15 protein-coding genes and 1 tRNA gene are annotated in these 21,448 nt (G+C 61.6%); 12 read left to right on the top strand and 4 right to left on the bottom strand.

The features are described 5' to 3' along the window. Positions 1-52 precede the first annotated feature (52 nt). From QP828_RS01140 to QP828_RS01130, 3 genes are all read left to right on the top strand, one after another. Positions 53-2,725, top strand: coding sequence for a hypothetical protein (locus tag QP828_RS01140; protein WP_284891075.1), 2,673 nt, complete (start codon positions 53-55; stop codon positions 2,723-2,725). Between the two features lie 192 nt (positions 2,726-2,917). Continuing rightward, positions 2,918-3,871 carry a ribosomal RNA small subunit methyltransferase A gene (locus tag QP828_RS01135; protein WP_284891099.1) on the top strand — a complete coding sequence of 318 codons (954 nt, stop codon included), beginning with the start codon at positions 2,918-2,920 and terminating at the stop codon, positions 3,869-3,871. Between the two features lie 26 nt (positions 3,872-3,897). After that, positions 3,898-5,745: an ABC-F family ATP-binding cassette domain-containing protein gene (locus QP828_RS01130; protein WP_284891074.1), complete on the top strand. Its 1,848-nt coding sequence runs from the start codon at positions 3,898-3,900 to the stop codon at positions 5,743-5,745. 105 nt (positions 5,746-5,850) lie between these two features. Here the strand turns inward: QP828_RS01130 and QP828_RS01125 are convergent, their stop codons facing one another. From QP828_RS01125 to QP828_RS01115, 3 genes are all read right to left on the bottom strand, one after another. Then, on the bottom strand, positions 5,851-7,041 hold the full coding sequence (locus tag QP828_RS01125) for an ABC transporter permease (RefSeq protein ID WP_284891072.1): 1,191 nt from the start codon (positions 7,039-7,041) through the stop codon (positions 5,851-5,853). Continuing rightward, positions 7,041-8,102 carry an ABC transporter ATP-binding protein gene (locus tag QP828_RS01120; RefSeq protein ID WP_284891071.1) on the bottom strand — a complete coding sequence of 354 codons (1,062 nt, stop codon included), beginning with the start codon at positions 8,100-8,102 and terminating at the stop codon, positions 7,041-7,043. The genes QP828_RS01125 and QP828_RS01120 overlap by 1 nt, the downstream gene beginning before the upstream one ends. A gap of 207 nt (positions 8,103-8,309) precedes the next feature. Continuing rightward, complete coding sequence (locus QP828_RS01115) at positions 8,310-9,086, bottom strand: TetR/AcrR family transcriptional regulator (protein ID WP_284891069.1); 777 nt, start codon at positions 9,084-9,086, stop codon at positions 8,310-8,312. 70 nt (positions 9,087-9,156) lie between these two features. On the opposite strand from QP828_RS01115, the gene QP828_RS01110 reads away from it, so the two are divergent. From QP828_RS01110 to QP828_RS01095, 4 genes are all read left to right on the top strand, one after another. Further along, positions 9,157-9,227, top strand: a tRNA-Gln gene (locus QP828_RS01110). Between the two features lie 68 nt (positions 9,228-9,295). Further along, positions 9,296-10,378: an NTP transferase domain-containing protein gene (locus tag QP828_RS01105; RefSeq protein ID WP_284891067.1), complete on the top strand. Its 1,083-nt coding sequence runs from the start codon at positions 9,296-9,298 to the stop codon at positions 10,376-10,378. A 109-nt stretch (positions 10,379-10,487) separates the two neighbouring features. Next, positions 10,488-11,471: a ribose-phosphate diphosphokinase gene (locus QP828_RS01100; RefSeq protein ID WP_274736270.1), complete on the top strand. Its 984-nt coding sequence runs from the start codon at positions 10,488-10,490 to the stop codon at positions 11,469-11,471. A 189-nt stretch (positions 11,472-11,660) separates the two neighbouring features. Then, positions 11,661-12,422, top strand: coding sequence for a sulfite exporter TauE/SafE family protein (locus QP828_RS01095; protein ID WP_284891066.1), 762 nt, complete (start codon positions 11,661-11,663; stop codon positions 12,420-12,422). Between the two features lie 104 nt (positions 12,423-12,526). On the opposite strand, the gene QP828_RS01090 is transcribed toward QP828_RS01095, so the two are convergent. Then, positions 12,527-13,114 carry a putative endonuclease domain-containing protein gene (locus QP828_RS01090; RefSeq protein ID WP_284891065.1) on the bottom strand — a complete coding sequence of 196 codons (588 nt, stop codon included), beginning with the start codon at positions 13,112-13,114 and terminating at the stop codon, positions 12,527-12,529. A gap of 1,007 nt (positions 13,115-14,121) precedes the next feature. Here QP828_RS01090 and QP828_RS01085 point away from each other — a divergent pair. The 5 genes from QP828_RS01085 to QP828_RS01065 all read left to right on the top strand — a co-directional run bounded on the left by QP828_RS01085 (position 14,122) and on the right by QP828_RS01065 (position 21,388). Continuing rightward, the gene (locus QP828_RS01085) at positions 14,122-14,274 is read left to right on the top strand and encodes a hypothetical protein (RefSeq protein WP_284891064.1); all 153 of its coding nucleotides are present in this window, start codon (positions 14,122-14,124) and stop codon (positions 14,272-14,274) included. A 45-nt stretch (positions 14,275-14,319) separates the two neighbouring features. Continuing rightward, positions 14,320-14,961 (top strand): 50S ribosomal protein L25/general stress protein Ctc, encoded by a 642-nt coding sequence (locus QP828_RS01080; protein WP_274736262.1) that lies wholly within the window; start codon positions 14,320-14,322, stop codon positions 14,959-14,961. Between the two features lie 162 nt (positions 14,962-15,123). Beyond that, positions 15,124-15,711 carry an aminoacyl-tRNA hydrolase gene (gene pth / locus QP828_RS01075; protein ID WP_284891062.1) on the top strand — a complete coding sequence of 196 codons (588 nt, stop codon included), beginning with the start codon at positions 15,124-15,126 and terminating at the stop codon, positions 15,709-15,711. A gap of 59 nt (positions 15,712-15,770) precedes the next feature. After that, positions 15,771-19,409 (top strand): transcription-repair coupling factor, encoded by a 3,639-nt coding sequence (gene mfd / locus QP828_RS01070; protein ID WP_284891061.1) that lies wholly within the window; start codon positions 15,771-15,773, stop codon positions 19,407-19,409. A 311-nt stretch (positions 19,410-19,720) separates the two neighbouring features. Next, a complete protein-coding gene (locus QP828_RS01065) occupies positions 19,721-21,388 on the top strand; it encodes an LPXTG cell wall anchor domain-containing protein (RefSeq protein ID WP_284891059.1) in 1,668 nt (555 codons plus the stop codon). Positions 21,389-21,448: the final 60 nt, after the last annotated feature.

Here is a 21,448-nt window from a genome sequence, read left to right as displayed (position 1 = left end):
CTTCGCGTGGGTCTTTGCCTCGCACATGGCATACTCCCTTGCCGGGGCCAAAATGGATGACGAATGGCGTGGACGTTACGACATTCTGGTCACCGATAAAAAGGCAGGCGAAGCTCTCTATTCCTCACGTGATAAAGCCGGAATGACGCTGCTGGAACAAAACTATGCAGCGCAGACCTTGCCGGAGTTGGAATCGCGAATACTCGAAGAAGTGAGAAAAATTGAGGGTGTGTCAGTCGCGGCACCGGTTGGTTTTCTCGGCAGTTACAAAGGATTTTGGGTACTTCCGCAAATTGCGTCGGATGGAATAGATTTCCAAACGTCACCTGTGAAGAGTTATCGCGTTACGTGGCAAGTGCGTGAGTCAGAAACTAAGGTTTTGGATAAAGGGACGGCGCAATATGACCTCGACGCCACAGGAATCATTGCTCGGCCCACGCCCACCGGCGGTGAGCCCACTGGAATTCAGTCGCATATAGGCATGCGACCAGAGCTCTACCGGTATCACTATCCAAGTGTCACCATCCCGGATGAAAACTCGGTTCTTCTCACGGCTTTTGCGCTGCCCGATGTGGCAACCAGTGTCGCAGTAGTAGATCCCGTATCGGAACGTGAACTTTTGGGATCGTCGGGAAAATGGCTCAATCCTCTCATTGAATTTGACAAGGTAGTTGAACGTAAATCAGACCTAGGGGACCGACTTAGCGCAGATGATCTCGCGGCTCTTCCGAACGGTGTTGTAGTTACTCAGCAAGACCTTTCTCTGGCACAGGAAGCAAGATCGGGAGAAGGGAGCGAGGTGATTGCGCCGCTCGCTGCAATGCCAGGAATGGCAGAACGTAGCCGCCCGGTCCCGTGGCGGGCATACGGAATGAACTCTCAGATATTTGGATACGTTGCTAACCAGGAGTTTTCACCGAATATCTCTATTTCTGTTGCCATAGAGAGCATTGACGAGCATGGAAACGCGGTGGACACAGTCGAGCAAAACATTGATCTGGCGCATGACAATGGCCCCTTTGGCTCGCGTGCGTTTTTGCTGCCTCTTCCAGAACAGGGTGGTGAAACCTATGGGCGAATAACTGAAAACTATACCAATGGGGCCTATGTTACTGCCGATAACGTTTTCGCTCCGAAACTCACTCCGGTTCCTGCGGGAGAAACGGTAGCGGAAGATGAAGCTTCGCGGCGAGCTCAGGCTGACGAGGAATATCGGGCTAGCTTTGTGGCGAATCCCGTAGGGATTGCTCCCCTTTATACTTCTTATAACGAGTCTGACTCTCTAGCCACGCAAGTAACTCCGCAGGAGCGTGGCGCAGAGATTACGTATCGCGCGACCTCTCCCTTAGACACCTCTCTTGGCTCGGTTGTTCGTGACGGTGGCGCACCTTTTGAGGTTGGCGAGTTCACTCCGCAGCAAACAAAAACCGATGACATACCTGGCATGGAGCCTCTCGGGGCGCTCGGACTCTATTCTTCAAATCACCTGATACAGGGAAGTGAACGAATCGACCACCTCCGCTCGGGGCTCGGTGTTGCGCTGAACCCACCATCGGCAGTGGTGTCTTACGAAAGCGCGGAAGCCCTTGCAGAGGAACTCCCGATCAACGCCATTAGGGTACGAGTCGCAAATCTTGAGGACCTAACTCGGGAAGATGCGCTAGTAGCTATCGGTAAAGTGGCTGATCGAATCCGGTCCTTAGGTGTAGATGCCAGGGTAGTGGCAGGCTCATCACTCGGGACTGCGAAGATTTGGGTACCGCAAACTGCGGGCCAAACCGATAGCGAGACCGGCCGTCAAGAAGTAGAAGCGCTTGGCTGGGTCGATCATCGCTATGTTGTGCTAGGCGCGGCGGATTTCATGGCAAGCCTCCTCACCACTCTAGTGCACTCAATCGCGCAGGCTGGCGGCTTCCTCATCATCGGCGTGATCGCGGTGGTGGGAGCGGTGGAATTTGCCGCGAGACGAACCAGATTCAATGTTCTCAAAAATCAAGGATGGTCCTCATCCTCATGCCTTGCAACCGTTCTTCGGGAAGAAGCGTGGGGGCTGATTCTCCTCGCATGTGCCCTTGTAACGACGGCACTGTTTTCAGTGGCGGAACAACCTCGATTACTAGCAAGCATCCCACTTGTTTGCGGGGCTGTTATCTATGCGCTCCTTCTTATCCTTCCGCTTCGTTACGCCAGTCGAAGGAGCAGCTCGAATCTTCCGCGAATCTCTCTTCTAGGCTGGTTAACCGTTGCTGAGGGACTGTTTATCGGAGTGTTCTGCTCGCTTCTTGGCGAAGTAGTAACAATGATCGCTTGGTTCCGAAATGGGGCCCGCGGGCTAGATATTGGCGAAGCTCTTGTTGAAGTATTGCTCCCAGTGCTTGTGGTCCTGGTGGCAGCGGCGGGCCTGGCAGTGAGCGTGCTGCTTCTCCTGGCGCGCAGGAAACAAACCGCTGTGCGGGACCTCAAAGAATTTGTGTACTGGAACCTGGGCTGGAGTACAAAGAAGATCCGTACCGTGCAGGCAGGTGTCTCATTCATCGTGGCCATGTGCTGTGCCTTAGTTGGTTGGATCGTCTCCGTGACATTGATCGGAGCCGGAATGGACCGCGGCCTGTATTGGATTGTTTTTTCTTCAGCTGCTGTCGTCCTGGTTCTCATCAACGGTCTCGGTGTGAACCCATCTACTCTCCCGCGCCGTTTTCGCGCGAGTCTACGTTTGCAGCGCTGAGAGGCGGGAAGGGACTTTCGTAACCCTGGGAATCGGCCATTCCTCCGGGCCTCGCTTCGAGAGTGTCAGTTAGCCGGGTACACTGCATCTGTGGTCGCCAATCATATTACTCAACAGGACTCGCCCGGGAACACGCAGCCCGGCAGCACACCGCTCGGTAGCGGCCCGGCCGGTGATACCCCGGCTGGCAGCATCCCGGCTGGAACTGCCCTCCTCACCCCGGTGGACGTGCGTGCGCTGTGCACGGCCCTGAATATCCGCCCCACCAAAACCCTGGGGCAAAACTTCGTGCACGACGGCGGCACCGTGCGCAAAATCGTGCGGGAAGCCGGGGTGGGCCCGGGGGATAAGGTCCTCGAAATTGGCCCGGGCCTGGGCTCTCTCACCCTGGCGCTCCTGGAAAGCGGCGCCTACGTATCCGCGGTGGAGATCGACGCCGCCCTCGCCGCAGCTCTCCCCGATACCGTGGCGCGCCGCCACAGCACTCCGGAGAATTTCGCGCTGTTGCACGCGGACGCCCTGAGTATCACCGGGCCCGAGCAGCTCGCTTGCCCGCCTGCGCTCCGCACTGGCCAGACCGGGGCCGCGGCCACCGGCACCGTAACCGCCAGCACTGGCGGTCCCGGCAGCACGCAGACCTTCGCCCCCACCGCTCTGGTGGCCAACCTTCCCTATAACGTGGCGGTGCCGGTGCTCCTCACCCTCATGGAAGCCCTGCCCAGCCTGGAAACCATCACCGTGATGGTGCAGCTGGAAGTCGCCGACCGCCTGGCTGCCGCCCCCGGCTCCCGCACCTACGGCGTGCCCTCCGTGAAAGCCGCATGGTACGGCAGCGCTACCCGCGGCGCGAAAATCTCCCGCCACGTTTTCTACCCGGAGCCGAATGTGGATTCCGCCCTTGTTCACCTGCGCTTGCGGCCCGTGCCCGGTACCGATGACCTGCGCGAACGCGTTTTTAAGGTAGTCGACGCCGCTTTCGCTCAGCGGCGTAAAACTCTGCGCAGTGCCCTGGGTTCCTGGGCCGGCAGCCCGGCCGCCGCCGAAACTATCCTCCAGCGGGCCGGGGTATCACCCCAGGCCCGCGGGGAAACCCTCACCATTGACGATTATGTGCGGATCGCGCAGGCCCGCGAACTCCCCAACTAAAAACCCCATTCCAAGGACCACCAGCTATGGCACATTTACTTTCGGTACATGACGTGGGCGTCAGCCTGGGAAGCAGCGATATTCTCAGCAACGTTTCCCTGAGTTTAGAGGACGGCAGCCGCATAGGCGTCGTCGGCCCAAACGGGGGAGGGAAAACCACGCTGCTGCGCCTCATCACCGGGCGGCTTGCGCCCACCAGCGGCGAGGTGATCCCGACCAATACCGCGACATTTGCCACGCTCACCCAGGCCGATGAGCTGCCCGATACCACGGTGCTCGAGGCGATTCACGCCGGAACCGCCCGCCACGAATGGGCCAGTGACGCGCGGGTGCGGGACCTGCATGCCGGGCTGCTCCCCGATATTCCCCTCCAGGCTCGGGTGCGTGAGCTTTCCGGCGGGCAGCGCCGGCGGGTAGCCCTGGCCCATACCCTCACCCGCGAGGCAAATATTATTATTCTTGATGAGCCGACCAACCATTTAGACGTGGAGGGTATTACTTTCCTGGCGCATTATATTAAGGAACGTTTCGGTGGGCCGCGCCCGCGCGGGGCGCTGGTGGCCGTCACCCACGACCGCTGGTTCCTAGATGCGGTGGCCACCCGCCTGTGGGAAGTGGTGCCCGGGGTGGAGGGTCCGCGCGGGCAGATTCCCGGCCGGGTGGAAACCTACGAGGGTGGGTATTCGGATTATATTTTCCAGCGGGCCGAGCGGGAACGCCAGGCCGCACTCGCCGAAGAAAAACGCAATAACTTATTGCGGAAGGAACTGGCGTGGTTGCGGCGCGGCGCCCCGGCCCGCACCTCCAAGCCGCGTTTCCGCATCGAAGCGGCGGAAAATCTTATTGCGGACGTCCCGGCTCCGCGCGATACCGTGGAAATGACGCGCATGGCAGCCTCCCGCTTAGGCAAAGAAGTGGTCAATCTTGAGGACGTCAGCCTGCGGTACGGGGTGGGTCCGGAAATTTTACGCGGGGTGACCTGGCGGATTGCGCCGGGCGAACGCGTGGGGATCTTGGGCGCGAACGGTGCCGGGAAATCCTCGCTGCTCGCGCTCATCGCCGGGCGGCTTGAGCCCACAACCGGGCACGTCAAACGCGGCACCACCGTGAAACTCGCCGAACTATCGCAGCACACTCGCGAACTCGACGAGGTTGCGGATTTGCGGGTGGTGGAGGCCGTGAACGACGTCGCAGCTCGCGTGCAGGTGGGGAAGAAAGAACTCACCGCGAGTCAGGTGACCGAGCGGATGGGATTCACCCGCGAACGTGCCTGGACGCGGGTCAGTGAACTTTCGGGCGGGGAACGGCGCCGCCTCCAATTCATGCGCCTGCTCATGGCCGAACCGAATGTGCTGCTCCTGGACGAACCGACGAATGACCTGGATACCGATACCCTCGCCGCGATGGAGGATGTGCTGGATGGCTGGCCGGGAACCCTCATCGTGGTCTCCCATGACCGCTACCTGCTCGAACGCATGACGGACCGGCAGATCGCGGTGCTCGATGGTCACGTGCGGGATTTGCCTGGCGGTGTGGATCAATATTTGCGGCTGCGTGAACAGGAACGAGAAGAGCGTGAGGGCGCCGGCGGCGTGAGCAACTCCGGGGCTGCGCCCGCCCCCTCCGGTGCCGGATCTGAAAAAAGTGCGAGTGCCCTCCAGCGCGAAGCCCGCAAAGAAGTGCAGCGTATTGAGAAACGCATGAACCGGCTGCGCGAGCAAATCGCCAAGCTGGAGGAGCGCAGTGCCGCCTGCGCGGTCAGCGGGGACTACGAGGAACTCGCGCGGATTGGCAAAGAGCTGAGTGAGGCAAGCGGCCAGCTTGACGAGCTAGAAGAACAGTGGCTGGAGGCAGCTGAAATAGCCGAGGGCTAAGGCGGGCGCACCCACCCAGCCAGAGCCGCCCTTCGGCCAGGTATATACACGTGGGGCCCGGGAGAAATCCCGGGCCCCACGTGCGTCGTCGTACTATATGAGAACTTAGGCGGCTTTACGGAAAATCTGCGTGAGCTTGACGCGCTCACCCATCCGCAAAATCGAGCGTTCGTAAATCTTGCCGGCCAGGATCGCCAGCAGGAAGACCCCAAGTGCGTTGATGCCAACCGCCGCCAGTTCTTCCACGAGCGGGACCTCGCCGACCGCGGTGCGCATCGGCATCATGAACGGACCGAAGAAGGGCAGCACCGAGAGAATCTTCGTGATCGCGGCCTCCGGGAGCGCCGGAATGAGGTAGATAGCGGTGTAGAAGGGGATGAACTGGACGAACATAACCGGGGTGTTGATTCCGGCCAGGTCTTCCTGGCGGGACACCGTGGCCGCCAACCCGCCCACCAGCGCGGTGGCGGTGAAATAGCCGAGTACCATCCACAGGACCGTGCGCGCCACCATCCCGGCCAGCCCGAATTCCTGGAGGAAACTGAGATCGGGAACCAGCCCGGAAATTGCCACACCGGTAATAATTGCGCCGATATAGCCGAAGAGGATCACTACCCAACCGGCTCCCAAGCCCAGTACTTTGCCGAGCAGCAGGACGCGCGGGCGGACCGTGGTCAAAATAATTTCCACCACGCGGGAAGATTTTTCTTCGACGACGCCGGCACCAACCGCGCCAATTCCACCCATCACCATGAAGAAAATCAGCATGGCACTCACCGAACCGATGAGGAAACCGATGGGATTAGCTTCGATGCCGGAGGGAGTGTAATTCACCGTCTGCACCTGAAGATTATTAATGGTATCCAGCTGGGCGAGGACCGTGGCATCCACCCCGGATTGTTCCAGCACGTAGGTGCTCAGCACCTTCTTGAGAGCGGGAAGTTCCTTCGGATTCGGGGACGTGGCCACGATCTGCGGATCGAGGGCGGTACCGGAAATACCGATCTCCGCTTCCGGTTCTTCAGCCGCTAGCTCGGCGGCGATATTAGTGGTCGGGAGGGCGGAAAAACCGGCGCCCTCGAGGTAGGGCTGGAGCTCCGCGGCGCTGGCTTCCAGGTAAATGCCCTGGGCTTGCGGGGCCGGGGCGGCTCCGTTAGCTTCATCATCCCCGCCCAGGAAGACGCGGCCCGCGAAGCCGGCCACAATAGCAATCACCCACATGACCGCCAAGGAAATCATGGTGGCGCGGGAAGCGAAAACGTTCTTGAACTCGCGTGCGAAAACGATGCGTACCATTACTTAGCCTTCTTTCCGAACAGCGAGCCGAACAGGCCACGCTTTTTCTTGGGGGCGGCCGCATCACCTTCCTCCGCGGAGGGCACCTGAACAACGTCGCGGAACAATTCCGTGAGGTGGGGGCGGCGCTGGGTGAATTCCACCACGGTGCCGGCGCGCTGGGCCGCATTGAGAAGCGCGGCGGTGGGATCGGCGATGGTTTCCGCAGCGGCCGTGTTGATACCGGTTCCTGCGGTGATACCGGCGGTCGGGGTTTCCACGAGCACCCGGGTAATCCCGGCGCTCAGCGGCGCCTCCGAGGTACCGGCCAGCGGATCGGGATGGACGGTAAATCCGGCCTGGCTGAGGGCCGTGTGCAGCGTGGCTTCCTCGGCACGTACCGCCAGCGCGTAGGGCGGATTACCGGAATTTCGCAGCTCATCGACGGTGCCACGGGCCACGATATTTCCACCCGCGAGAATCCCAACGCTATCGCAGAGGCGTTCCACCAGATCAAGCTGGTGGGAGGAGAAAATAACCGGAACACCCTCATCGGCCTTCTGGCGCAGCGTGTCACTCATGGTGCGCACCGCCACCGGGTCCAGCCCGGAGAAAGGTTCGTCAAGAATGAGGAGTTCTGGATCGTGAATGAGGGCGGCGGCCAGCTGCACGCGCTGCTGGTTACCGAGGGAAAGTTTCTGGACGGCATCCTCCCGGCGTGAACCCACCCCGAGGCGATCCGTCCAGCGTTCCATGGCGGCCCGCGCCGCATCCGGGCTCATCCCGTGCAGGCGCGCAAAATAGATCAGCTGCTTATCGACCGGCATTTTTGGGTAGAGACCGCGTTCTTCTGGCATATAGCCGATGCGCTGGCGCGCCGCGAAATCAATAGGGCCACCATTCCAGGTCACCTGCCCGGAATCTTTACTCAGGAGGCCGAGCATAATGCGCATTGCAGTGGTTTTCCCGGCGCCGTTCGAGCCGACGAAACCGAAGATTTCACCGGGGCGAACCGCGAAGGTGAGATTTTGCAATACTTTGCGCGACCCGAAACTCTTGGAGATGTTCTCAACGGAGAGCATGAGGGGTACGTCCTTGCTGTCGTGCGATTGATGAAAATTCTAGGGGTAGCACGCCACGCGCTCAGACACGGGCAACCGCCGCGCGCAAGACCGGTGACGTCACCTAGAGCGCCATCGTTCTATTTGCGTGTCGCTGTCCATTCTATGTCACGGCACGGGGCAAACCTAAAACTGCACTTCCCGCTCAATGCGTTCCTTTGCGCTGGCTCAGTGCCCACCGCGAGTGAGCAGGCGCGGTTGCGATTCCAGCCCGCGTAAGCCGTTCCACATAAAGTTCACCACGTGCTCCGCCACTGTTTCCTTATCGGGCTGGCGCACATCCACCCACCACTGGCCCACCTGGCCGAGTGCCCCGGCCAGAGTCTGCCCGTAAATGCGGGCATACTGCGGAGAAATACCATTGCGGCCGAGCATGGGCGCCAGTAAATCCGAGGCGTAATCAGCCACATCCGCGATCACGGTGGAGAAGGAATCCCCGCCGAGCGTAGCTGGCGAGCGCTGCACGAGGAGGCGAAAACCGTCGTCGTTATGCTCGATGTAATCCAGTACGGCGACGACGATGGACTCGAGCACCTCACGCTCGGGTAAGCCAATATTCATACGCGCGGAGAGCAATTCCGTGAGCGTGACGAGTTCACGATCCACCACCACGTTGTAAATGCCCTCTTTGGACCCGAAGTGTTCGTACACAACCGGCTTGGAGACCTGGGCGGCCGCGGCGATTTCTTCAATGGAAACACCGTCAAAACCCTGCGCCGCGAAAAGTTCGCGGGCCACGCCCACCAATTGTTTACGCCGGTCTGCTCGCGACATGCGCACCCGCTTCTTTTCCGAAGCGGGGGCCGGTGTGGTGGCCGGAGTGGAGGTGTTCGGGGAGGCAGCCGCGGTGGTGGCAGCGGTGTTCTGGGTGGGGTGGGTAAGCGTGTTATTGGCGGCGCGCGCAGCATCGATGCCGTTCGTGCCCTCAGGCGAGGTCTGTTTCATACTTAGTATTATGCCAGGAGCGCTTCGGTCGGTTAGACTATATCGGTGCCGGCCCGCGCGTCGGCAGTTTTCCGCCATGGTGTAACGGCAACACAGCGGTCTTTGGAACCGTTATTCTAGGTTCGAATCCTAGTGGCGGAACGTTTTCGGGCGTAGCGTCAGCGTCCGTGGCGAACTATAGGGCGCATCGCCGCCAGAAAAGGGAAGGCATGGATCTCTCCGCTGTCGTCATCCTGGCTGCTGGCCAGGGAACTCGCATGAAATCAGCCACCCCGAAACTTTTGCATGAGGTGTGCGGCCGCACCCTGCTTGGGCATGCCATCACCGCCGCCCGCAGCTTGAATCCCCAGCATATTGTTGTGGTGGTGCGTCACGAGCGGGAGCGGGTGGCCGCCCACGCTCGTGAGCTGGACGATTCTGTCATCATCGCCGACCAGGATGAGATCAAGGGCACCGGCCGCGCGGTGTGGTGTGGGATGGAAGCCCTGGGAGCCGATGTGACCGGCCCGGTTCTCGTTATGGCCGGTGATACCCCGCTTTTGGGTGGGGAGATTCTCGGGGAGCTTGCGCGCGCTCATGGGAACGGTGCTTACAAGAACGACGCCGCCGCTACCGCCCAGGCGCTCCCTGCCAGCCCCGCTGTCACCGTGCTGAGCGCCCGGGTTCCCGACCCGGCTGGCTACGGGCGGATTGTGCGCGATAGCCAGGGAACCATCTGCGCCGTCGTAGAAGATAGAGACGCAAGTGCGCAGCAGCGTGCCATCGACGAAATCAATACCTCCACGTATATTTTCGATGCCGCGTTTTTGCGCGAGGCGCTGGCGACCCTGGGCACCGATAATGCCCAGGGGGAAATGTACCTGACCGATGTGGTGGCGCGGACGTACCAGCTCGGAGCTGGGGTTGGTTCCTATGTGAGCAGTGATTACTTGGCTGCGGAAGGTGCGAATGACCTTGTCCAGCTGGCGGCCCTGCGTCGGGAAATGAATCGGCGCATCGGGGAGAAGTGGATGCGCAGCGGGGTGAGCATTATTGATCCGGCCACGGCGTGGATTGATGTCCAGGTGGAGTTGGAGCCGGATTGCGTCGTCGAACCTAATAGTATTTTGCGTGGAGCCACGCGGGTGGCGCGGTTCGGGCACGTGGGCCCCGGGGAACTGAGCAATGTCATCGTGGAAGAAGGCGCGCGGGCGCGGCATGTGTACCTGCGCGATTGCCTCATCCCAGCCGGGAAATGCGCCCGGCACGCGGTGGCGCTCGGGGAAGCCGCCCAGCACCGCTGTGGTGGGTAAACACTGTTCTGGCGGTAAACGCCGTTTACCAGGTAGCGGGTAGCGCCGCGATCACATAAGCTGACAACGTCGAAAAACCCAAGCAGGCGAAACACATCGGGGGAGCACAATGAGTACGGGAATGCGGGTATCGAACGATAAGCGGCTGGTCCTAGCCACGGGCCGCGCTTATCCGGAGCTGGCGGAGGAGGTGGCACGCTGCCTCCACATCAGCATGCTGCCCACCACCATCTACGATTTCGCAAATTCAGAAATTTACATCCGCTATGAGGAGTCAATCCGCGGGGCGGATGTTTTTATTATGCAGGCCTTCAGCAGCCCCATTAATAAATGGCTGATGGAGACGCTGCTCATGGTGGATGCCGCCAAACGTGCCTCGGCCAAGCGCATCACCGTGGTGGCGCCGTACTACCCCTACGCCCGCCAGGATAAGAAGCATAAGGGCCGCGAACCGATTTCGGCGCGACTGGTGGCTGATCTACTCAAGACGGCCGGCGCGAACCGCATTATGAGCGTGGATTTGCACGCCGCGCAAAGCCAGGGTTTCTTCGACGGGCCGGTGGACCACCTGTGGGCGATGCCCACCCTGGTCGAATACGTCCGCTCGATTATTACCGGCGACGACGCCGTTATGGTCTCACCCGATGCCGGCCGTATTAAGGTGGCTGAGCAGTGGTCTTCGCGCCTAGGTGGAATTCCGCTGGCTTTTGTGCATAAGACCCGCAATATTGAGAAAGCCAATTCCGCGAAGGCCAACCGCGTGGTTGGTGACGTGGCAGGCAAAACCGCCATTATTGTTGATGACATGATCGATACCGCCGGTACGCTGGTCGGCGCGATTCGCGTGGTCAAGGATGCCGGCGCCAAGGACGTTATCGTGGCGGCCACCCACGCGCTGCTTTCCGGGGAAGCGGTGGAGCGGCTTTCGAACGCTCCGATTCGCGAACTCGTGGTGACCGACACCGTGCCGATTCCCGATGAGAAGCGTTTCAAGGGCCTGACGGTGCTCTCCATTGCCCCCACCCTGGCCCGCGCCATCGACGAAGTCTTCGAGGACGGCTCGGTGACCTCGCTATTTGACGGCGCGTACTAAAGGTGAGGTAGCCTCACGAGGAGGCGCTGGTGCGCTTTGAGCGCGCCGGCGCCTTTCTTGTTGTAGTGGTAGCGCGGTGCTTTCTGGGGGGGGAAAAAGTACCGGGCTCTGTTTGCGGCTGGGAAGCCGGTACGTTGTACGGTTTGGCGCGGATACTTTGCGCGGCTGGGAAGGGAGATAACGCACGTGGTGGTCACATCGACTTGGGCGCTGTCCGTACTTGTCTTCGCTACCGGCCTGCTTGGGGGCATCGTGGGGTACCTGACCGGGGTGGCCTCGCTGGTTACCTACCCGGCGCTGCTGGCCCTCGGGTTCCCGCCAATTACTGCCAATGTCACGAACGCGATCAATAATTTCGGGAGCAGCCTGGGGTCGGTACTCACCGGCTGGCGTTCCATGCGGGCCGTGCAGGCTTACCCGTTGTGGCCGCAGATGTTTATCAGCGCGGTGGGCGGAGCTATCGGCGCGGTACTGCTGCTGGCTTTCGATCCGAAAGTTTTCGAGTTCGTGGTGCCCTGGCTGGTGCTCATCGCTACCCTCTCCACATTGATCGGCCCCTACCTGGAACGACGCGGCATCCACGCGAATATTCCGGTTCCCACCTTCCTGGTGCTGGTGGGAGTGCTGGGCGTGTACGGAGGTTATTTCGGCGCGGCCTCCGCGGTTGTGTATCTTGGCATCGCCGCGATCCTCACCCCGATGACCACCCACGAGGCACTCCTCCTCAAATCCCCGGTTCTGGGCTGCGCCAATCTCACGGCCCTGCTCTTTTTCATCTGGTCCGGGGAAGTGGATTACGCGGCGGCGCTGACCATGATGCTCGGCGGGTTGTTGGGCGGGATGGTCGGCCCGCACCTTCAGCGTTTCCTCCCCGGAGGTGTGGTGCGCTGGCTGGTCGGCATATTCGGAACCGCGCTCGCGGTTTGGCTGTTGCTGCGAGCATTGGGGTAGGGCGGCGCGGCGAGGTAGACGGCATTGAGCAAGCCCTATAAGAATGTGCGCGGCTGCCGTAATTCCGGGTCGGCCACCTACTCAGTTCCTTACCCTCTACCGGCTCATTCCCTCACCCGCCACCCGCGCTGGCGGAAGGCCTCGGCCAGGCGAGCGGTTGCGGGAACTTCGCCGCTCGTGATGCGCGGAAGCACGGGCTTGCCCGGGTTGAACATCATGCGGACGAGCCGCCGGGGAAGGCGGAGATCCGGGTGGAAAACCTGTAGTTCGATCCAGCCGTAACTGGTGCGGAGCTCGCGCCGCTGGCGATCCTTGACCTGCTGAGAGGCGTCTCGGTGAGGTGCGCCGTCGTACTCCACAATGATGCGCTGCTCCTCGAAGAGCATATCGGGCTGGCCGAGCGAGCGCCCGTCCGGGGCGAGAAGCCGCTGGTTAAGGCACGGCTCCGGGAATCCCGCCATGGCAATAATGAGCCGCAGCAGAGTCTCCATTGGCGAATCCACGCCCACCCGCGCCCAGGCCAGCGCCGCGCGAAAGTGTGCCACAAAATTCCAGCTCGGGTGTTCGGCCAGGAATATTTCCAAGCCCTCGCGGGTGGCGTAGGGCGCCGACCTCCCCTCGAAGCGCCGGCGAGGAATGCGCAGGAGCGCGTCGATTGCCGCAATGAGCTGGTAAAACGATAGATCCGGCACGCTCGCCAGCACTGCCCGCGGCCGCGACGCAATGCGCAGGTTCCCGCCGGGCGTGCGGATCGTTTCTATGTCGCTGTCCAGCAGCTGCGTGCGATCCCAGCGGATAAGGGGGTGGGAATGTGGGTAGTTTTTTTGAAGGGGATGAGAGGTTTACCGGTTTAGAGCTGTCCCATGTCACTAGACGAGGTGGTAGTGGTAATCCCCAAAGGCGCACTGCGGAGCTCCCTGTTACCACGCTTGTAGGAAATCTATGAAGGAGAGCAAGAAGAACGTCGACTTCCGTTATGTCACGTTTGGTGTCCCGATAAATTCCGGGTGCTAGCCGCTCGAAACGCCGATGTCTGGTGAAGGACCTAGGTAACCCAAGCTTATCGAGCTGCGGGAGACTAAAGATGGGAGGATGTAGTGGAAGATCTCGGATTCGTTTGCTCATGGGGTGAGTATTGAGCCTCACGGTCATTTGGGCAAGGTGCTATCCACAGGAACAAGAGGTTATCCACAAGCGAAAGCCGACCGGGAATCGCTTGAAGGTGCCGCTAGCGTGCCTCCACAGGTGCGCCAAAACAAAATGTACGTGGGTGACAGTTTTTCGGCGTTTTAATGTCCAGGATGTACATTTTGTGGGTCTTAAGGTTCAAAATGCACGTTTTGTGGGTGGGAAAGGGTGGTACGACGACGGCGCCAGCTGGCGGGGCGGATTCTAGCGAGGCGGATGGTGTGGCAACGTGGGCATTCCGGGGTTGAGCAGCCCGTGACGGCGTGGCTGCGTGCGTATGCCCAGGTCAGGCGGGTGTGAGTGCGTTGCGGTGAGTCGAGGTTTTTGGGCGCGGGTCGCGGGTGTGCCAGTGGGTGTGCCAGTGGAGCGGGCTGGCGGTGAGGCGCTGGTAGGGCAGGAAGGGCACGGGGTATGTGAGGAGCGGCAAAAAACTTTGTTTTTTGCCGCCGTCGCCCTAAAATTGACGGCGTTGCTTCGGCGAGGGAGGGAGCTCGAAGCGCGGAATCACCTGGTGAACCTGCGGGCAGGGGAGCTGGGAACGGGATCCGCGCTCGCGAACTTTTCCGTTATCGACGCGGCAGGCGCTCCTTCGGGTGGCCTGCTTTACGAGGCCACCACCCGGCGCGGTCTGCGCGCCTCGGGTGTTCATATTGACAATATCTAGGTCAGCCCGTCATTCGGGTGACCGGTAATACAACGAAGGAGAATCATGGCTATTGATGCTGCCAAGCTGACTGCCGAAACCCGTGATGAATTTGGCAAGGGTGCGGCTCGCCGCCTGCGCCGCGATGGGCGCGTTCCCGCGGTGCTTTACGGGCACGGGATTGAGCCGGTGCACGTGCACCTGGATGCGCACGACATGTTCCTCGCGGTCAAGGGCAATCCGAATGCCCTGGTCAGCCTTACTATTGATGGTGAATTGAGCCTCGCGCTGGTCAAGGACATTCAGCGCAATCCGCTCTCGCGCTCCATTGAGCACGTTGACTTCCTGCGCGTCAAGCGCGATGAAAAGGTCGAGGTTGAAATTCCGGTGGTCGTTGTGGGCGAACCGGCTCCGGGCCTTATCAACACCCTCGAACTCCTCAATATTCTGGTGTCTGCCCCGGCAATCGATATTCCGGAATCCATCGAGGTCAACGTCGAAGGTCTCGAAGATGGCGCACGTATCACCGTTGCGGACCTCAAGCTTCCCGAGGATGTGGAAGCCCTGGTTGACGGTGAAGAAATCGTCTCCCTGGTCATGGAGCCTCAGGTTGATAAGGCGCTGGAAGAAGCCGATGCCGCTATGGCCGAAGCTCAGGCAGAAGAAGCAGCCGAAGAAGCGGCAGCTTCCGAAGGTGCCGGCGAGTAAATCAGCAATGCACCCCACTCGCCACGAGTGACTTTCACGCGGCCGCGGACGCAATGTCCGCGGCCGCGTGCCATGTCGGCGTCGTCGTAAAAAATACGAGGCACGCAGGAACGCAACAATCTCGGGTAAGCGGGTACGGTTGAAGATGCACAGGAGGAACGCATGTACGCTGTTGTTGGATTAGGTAATCCCGGTGCTACCTATGCCGGAACTCGCCACAATTGTGGGTATATGGTGGTGGCGGAGCTTGCCGCGCGCTGCGGGGGGCAGTTGCGCTCGCACGGCGCCACCCAGACGAACCAGCTTTCCGCGCGGGTGGGGGTGATGCCCGGGCAGGCCGGTGAGCAGGTCATTCTTGCCACGTGCCAGTGCTATATGAATACCTCGGGAGGGCCGGTGAGCTCGCTGCTGCGCTATTACGACTGCCCGGTGGAGAACCTTATTGTGGTTCACGATGAACTTGATCTTCCTTTCGGAACGCTGCGTCTCAAGCGCGGCGGGGGCGAAGGCGGGCATAACGGGCTCAAGTCGATTTCGCAGTCCACGGGCTCGAAGGATTATATTCGGCTGCGCTTCGGCATCGGCCGGCCGCCCGGGCGCCAGGACCCTTCCGATTTTGTGCTGCGCCCTTTTAGTTCGGCGGAGCGCAAGGAGCTTGACGTGCTCATCGCACAGGCCGCGGACGCCGTGGAGGATGTGCTACGTAACGGGCTGGAAAGCGCCACGATGCGTTTGCATACGAAGCATTAGCCGGTGGCGCCGAGCGTGAACCAAAACCCCAGAAGGACGAGGAAGGAAACGAGCGTCCCGTGCAATTAGAATCCTTGCTGCCGCTCATCGGCGCCGATCCCGCTCTGAGTGGCGCCGCCGCTTCGACCGCTACTCGCCTGGATATTCCGATGCCGCGCGGGGTGGTGCCCCCGGCCCTGGCCTACCTTACGCACGGCGGTGATTCGGTAACCGGCCCCGCCGCATCGCATCCCCTCCACGTGGCCATTACCGCGTCGGGGCGGGAGGCCGAAATCCTCGAGGGCGCGATGCGCGCGTACCTCCCGGCCGAGCAGATCGCGGTATTCCCCTCCTGGGAAACGCTCCCGCACGAGCGCCTGTCCCCGCGTTCGGATACGGTGGCCCGCCGCCTGCTCACCCTGCGCCGCCTGGCCCATCCGGAAGAATTCGAGCCGCTGCGCCTGCTCATTATGCCGGTGCGGGCGCTGCTCCAGCCCATTACCCGCGGGCTGGGTGATCTGGCGCCCGTGCGCATCCGCCTCCATGAGGATGCCCCCATGGAGGAGGTGGAAAACGCGCTGGTGAACGCTGCTTACACCCGGGTTGATATAGTGGAACGCCGCGGCCAATTCGCGGTGCGCGGCGGAATTCTGGACGTTTTCCCGCCCACGGAACGCCATCCGATCCGCGTGGAATTCTTCGGAGATACCGTGGACGAAATCCGCACTTTCTCCGTGGGCGACCAACGTTCCATGGAGGAACGCGAGGAGCTCTACGCCCCGCCCTGCCGCGAAATTCTCCTCACCGAATCGGTGCGTACCCGCGCCCGCGCGCTCATCAGCGAGCTGCCCGGCGCCACCGATATGCTCGACAAAATCGCCGCTGGCATCGCCCCGGAGGGCATGGAGTCCCTCACGCCGGTGCTCGTGGACGGCATGGACGCCGTGGTGGATGTGCTTCCCGCCACCGCCCGCCTCCTCATTATCGAGCCGGAGCGCGTGGACCAGCGCGCCGAGTCGCTGATTGCCACCACGGAGGAATTCCTGGCGGCGGCCTGGAGCGCGGCGGCGGCCGGGGGTACGCCGCCGGTTCAGGCCAATGCGGCGAGTTTCGCGAGCGTCACGGCCACCCGGGCGGAAGCGCTGAAACGCGGCCAGGCCTGGTGGACGCTCGGCGGCTTTTCCGGAAACGTCGCCTCCACTGGAGGCACCACCAAGAACGACGACGCCGGCGCCGCTGTCGCGGCGCGCGAACCGCGCAAATTCCTCGGGAAAGTTGATGAGGCTCTCGCCGCTATCGGGGAGCAGGCACGGCGCGGGGTGCGGCAGGTGCTGGTGGTGGACGGGCCGGGCTTGGCGCGCCGCTACGCGGAACAGCTCGGTGAGCTGGGCGTTCCCGCCAGCGCGGTAGCGGAGCTCCCCGCGCATTTCGAGTCCGGGGTGGTTTACGTGGTGGCCGCGCCCATCGCCGAGGGTTTCGTTATGGAAGGCCAGCAGCTCGGGGTGTACGCGGGCGCGGATCTGACCGGGCGGGGCGGTTCTTCCACCCGGGATATGCGCACGCTGCCCAAGCGGCGCCGCAAGAATGCCGTTGATCCGCTGTCTCTTACTCCCGGGGATTTTGTGGTGCATGATCGCCACGGGGTGGGCCGTTTCGTGCGGATGGAAAAGCGCGCGATTGGCGGTAAAGGCGGGCAGCGCGAATATATTGTGCTGGAGTACGCGCCGTCGCGGCGCGGTGGGCCGCCCGATCAGCTTTGGGTGCCCACCGATCAACTTGACCAGGTCTCGAAGTATTCGGGCGGCGAATCCCCGAGCCTCAATAAAATGGGCGGGGCCGATTGGGAGAAAACGAAGTCGAAGGCCCGGGCTGCCACCCGCAAAATTGCTTCCGAGCTTATTCGTCTCTACGCGCAGCGCATGGCAACTCCGGGTATCGCATTTTCGCCGGATACTCCCTGGCAGCGCGAGCTCGAGGACGCTTTCGCCTACGTGGAAACCCCCGATCAGCTGCACACCATTGACGAAGTGAAAGCCGATATGGAAAAGCCGGTTCCCATGGATCGCCTTATTTCCGGGGATGTGGGCTACGGCAAAACAGAGATTGCGGTGCGAGCGGCTTTCAAGGCGGTGCAGGATGGCCGCCAGGTGGCGGTTCTGGTGCCGACCACCCTGCTGGTGGAGCAGCATCGGGAGACTTTCGAGGAACGCTACGCCGGTTTCCCGGTGCGGGTGGCGGCGCTTTCGCGTTTCCAGAGCCCGCGCGAATCGGAGGAGGTCATTTCCGGGCTCGCCGCTGGCAGTATTGATGTGGTGATCGGCACCCACCGCCTGCTCACGGGAAATGTGCGTTTCAAAGCCCTCGGCCTGGTGGTGATTGACGAGGAGCAGCGTTTCGGCGTCGAACATAAAGAGACGCTCAAGCAGATGTACCCGAATATCGATGTGCTCTCGATGTCGGCCACCCCGATTCCGCGCACGCTGGAAATGGCGGTCACGGGAGTGCGGGAAATGTCCACCCTGGCCACTCCGCCCGAGGAACGCCACCCGATTCTCACCTACGTGGGTGCGCGGGAAAATCGCCAGATCAGCGCCGCGATTCGCCGCGAGTTGCTGCGCGACGGCCAGGTTTTTTACGTGCATAACCGGGTGGGGGATATGGGCCGGGTGGCCGCGCAGCTCGGCGAGCTGGTGCCCGAGGCGCGCATCGCCGTCGCCCACGGAAAAATGAGCGAACGCGATCTGGAAAATGTTATTCAGAATTTCTGGGATCACGAGATAGACGTCCTCATCTGCACCACCATCGTGGAAACGGGCCTCGATATTTCCAATGCGAATACGCTCATTGTGGATAATGCCGATAAGCTCGGGCTTTCCCAGCTCCACCAGCTGCGCGGGCGCGTGGGCCGCGGGCGCGAGCGTGCCTACGCGTATTTCCTTTATGATCCGGATCGCGCGCTCACGGAAACGTCCCTGGAACGCCTGCGAACCATCGCCGCGAATACCGACCTCGGGGCCGGCACCCAGGTTGCCATGAAGGACCTCGAAATCCGCGGGGCGGGCAATATGCTCGGCGGCGAACAATCCGGCCATATTGAGGGCGTTGGTTTCGATTTGTACGTGCGCATGGTCTCCGAAGCGGTCGCGAAAATACGTGGGGAGATTCCGGGCGACGACGACGCCAGCAGCGATGTGCGCATTGAGCTGCCGGTGGAAGCCTACCTGCCCGAAGATTACGTGCCTTCCGAACGGTTGCGCCTGGAGATTTACACCAAGTTGGCGGCTTCGCGCGGGGAGGCCCAACGCGAGGAAATTCGCGCGGAATTGCGCGACCGCTACGGGGAGATTCCCGAGGTGGCCGCGCGGCTTTTCCGGATAGCGCAGCTGCGTGACCTGGCGCGCAGTGCCGGGCTGGAGGAAATTACCCAGATGGGGCGCAATGTGCGTTTCACACCGGTGGCGCTGCCTGACTCGCGGCAAGCTCGGCTCAAGCGCTTGTATCCGGGGGCGATGCTCAAGCCGGCGGTTCGAGTCCTCATGGTTCCTGTTCCGCCGGCGCCTGCCGCTGGAAGCGGCGGGTCTGGAAGCACACGGCCGGTGTCGCTCGGGGTGGCGCAGACGTCCGCGCGCCTCGGAAGTGGAGCACCCATGGAAGGTGATGAGCTGCTCGAGTGGGTGTCCAATCTCATCACCGCGGTATTTATTTCCTCAGTGGGGTAGCAGCGGGTTTAGCAGCGGGCTATTCCGGACTTGCGGCCGGTGTTCCCGGCTCGCTGGCCTGCCCGCATACGCACCGCTGTGACGGTTTTGCATTTGAAGCATCTTTATTAATACTGCCGTAATTTGATAACTTAAATCGTACGTTGTGGCGGTGGAATCGATGGGCTGGGCTACGGGTACCCGCGTGGAAAGCTGGCGCGCTCGTGTGCTTATGTTCGTTAGGGGCGCCTAAGTCCAAGAAATGGGATGACGCAACGGCACCGATGGTGGCGGCTACCTGTGGCGTGGCTGCTGAGAGCGTAAGGAAGAATATGAAGAAAGTACTCAGAGGTGTCGTGGCTGCCGCGACCGCCTGCACAGTGATGCTGGGCGGTGCGGGCGCGGCTCTCGCGGATTCGACACGCCTGAACGAAGCCACCGCGCCGCTTGCTTCGGAGGTGTCTTCGGGTGCCGGAGCTGCGGGCGCTGCCGATGCAGGCGCGCCGGCCCCTGCCGCCGCTGCTGATACCAGTACTGCCGACTACGCTGCGGGCAAGATTAATGAAGCCTTGGGGGCTACCCCTGCCGATCAGGCCGATGCCTGGATGGTCAGTGCGCTGCAGAATCAGGCCTCTCACTACTCCAAGGCCTATGTGGACCAGCGTTTCGTTGCGGCCGCCCAAACCTATGTGAATGCCTATTCCAACGGGGTATCCGAGCTGGACAAGGCCATTGTTGAAGTAACCAAGACGGCTAAAACCGTTGCGGAAATGGATCGCCGGGTCAACGAAGAATTCCAGAAGTCCGCGGCCGGAAATAAGAGCGAAGTTGTCCAGAAGATTCGTTCCTGCATCGACCTCGCCAAGCAGGGCAAGAGCAAGGAATTCAACCAGTGCCTCAACGGCATTATCGTGCTGCAGAATCTCGAAGCCTACGAGAAGATGATTATTGCGGGTGACGCGGTGCTCAACGGGGATGTTTCCTATATTGATGCGGACACCCTCGCCCAGCTCAAGAAAGACGTTGCCTACCTGCGTGAAGCGGCGGCGTACCGCCCCGAAGCTGAGAAACTGACCGGGAAGACGTGGTGGAAGGATATTGATCCGGCTACCATTACCCCGCTTGGGGATGCTGAATATGCTCGCCTGGAACAGCTGCGCTGGATTATCTCCGGCGAAAAGGAATTCAACGGCGTGAAAACCACCTACGGGCAGAGCTCGAACCGGGTGCGTGATTTGGTCCGCAAGGCGGGCTCTCTCAAGGCCAAGGCTGATACCGCTGCCCTTATCGCGGGCTTGCAGAACCCGGTGGTGCGCAATGCGGCCCAGCAGCTTTTCGATGCTGCCCCGGATAACTACGCTGCCGATACCTTCTCCCATGTGCTTCCGCTCCTTGATGCCTGGGCTACCAAGCTGAGTGAAGCGAAAGCCGCTATTGAAGCCGAACAGGCCGCTCAGCTCAAGGCCCTGGCCGCGCTGGATTGCGCTCCGCAAGCCGCGCGTACCCAGGCCGAAGCCGATATTCAGGCAGCCACCGCTGCGGCACTCGAGAAACTCAATCCGGTTGTGGACGAAGGCGTGCTCGCTGAGATCACTGCCGAACACGCAGCAACCGTGCGTGGCGCCGTCCATAACGTTGCTTCCCTCAAGGAATGCACACCCGCGGACCCGACCCCGACCCAGCCGGCGCAACCGACGCAGCCTGCCGACCCGACCCAGCCGGCGCAGCCGACCGATCCGGATCAGCCCTCCCAGCCGGCCGCTCCGGCTCAGCCCGCGGATCCGACCGCGTCCGCGCAGCCCACTGTGCCGGCACCCGCGGACCCGGCCCCGGCCGAATCCTCCAAGCCGGCCACTCCTGCTAAGCCCGGCAAGACCGTGGTGAAGAAGTCGGCGAAGAAGCTCCCGAATACCGGTGCGGAAGCCGCCTCCTTGGCGCTCCTCTCCGGTGTCCTGCTCACCGGCGGGGCGCTCGCAGTGCGGCGTCGTCGTGCCGCCTAAACGCGACCATTAAATGAGCTGATGCTCGGGCGGGCCCGGCACGTGCGATATACAAGCGCG

Source organism: Actinotignum sanguinis, assembly GCF_030230305.1.
GTDB classification, from domain to species: domain Bacteria; phylum Actinomycetota; class Actinomycetes; order Actinomycetales; family Actinomycetaceae; genus Actinotignum; species Actinotignum sanguinis.
Note: the sequence above shows the minus strand (reverse complement) of the source record. Positions and strands in the feature narration are given on the sequence as shown.

Excerpts from the sequence above, each read along its gene's own strand:
- QP828_RS01100 (WP_274736270.1), top strand. The coding sequence starts at position 10,488 with ATGAGTACGGGAATGCGGGTATCGAACGATAAGCGGCTGGTCCTAGCC.
- QP828_RS01125 (WP_284891072.1), bottom strand. The coding sequence starts at position 7,041 with ATGGTACGCATCGTTTTCGCACGCGAGTTCAAGAACGTTTTCGCTTCC.
- pth (WP_284891062.1), top strand. The coding sequence starts at position 15,124 with ATGTACGCTGTTGTTGGATTAGGTAATCCCGGTGCTACCTATGCCGGA.
- QP828_RS01140 (WP_284891075.1), top strand. The coding sequence starts at position 53 with ATGGATGACGAATGGCGTGGACGTTACGACATTCTGGTCACCGATAAA.
- QP828_RS01105 (WP_284891067.1), top strand. The coding sequence starts at position 9,296 with ATGGATCTCTCCGCTGTCGTCATCCTGGCTGCTGGCCAGGGAACTCGC.
- QP828_RS01065 (WP_284891059.1), top strand. The coding sequence starts at position 19,721 with ATGAAGAAAGTACTCAGAGGTGTCGTGGCTGCCGCGACCGCCTGCACA.
- QP828_RS01130 (WP_284891074.1), top strand. The coding sequence starts at position 3,898 with ATGGCACATTTACTTTCGGTACATGACGTGGGCGTCAGCCTGGGAAGC.
- QP828_RS01115 (WP_284891069.1), bottom strand. The coding sequence starts at position 9,086 with ATGAAACAGACCTCGCCTGAGGGCACGAACGGCATCGATGCTGCGCGC.
- QP828_RS01080 (WP_274736262.1), top strand. The coding sequence starts at position 14,320 with ATGGCTATTGATGCTGCCAAGCTGACTGCCGAAACCCGTGATGAATTT.
- QP828_RS01120 (WP_284891071.1), bottom strand. The coding sequence starts at position 8,102 with ATGCTCTCCGTTGAGAACATCTCCAAGAGTTTCGGGTCGCGCAAAGTA.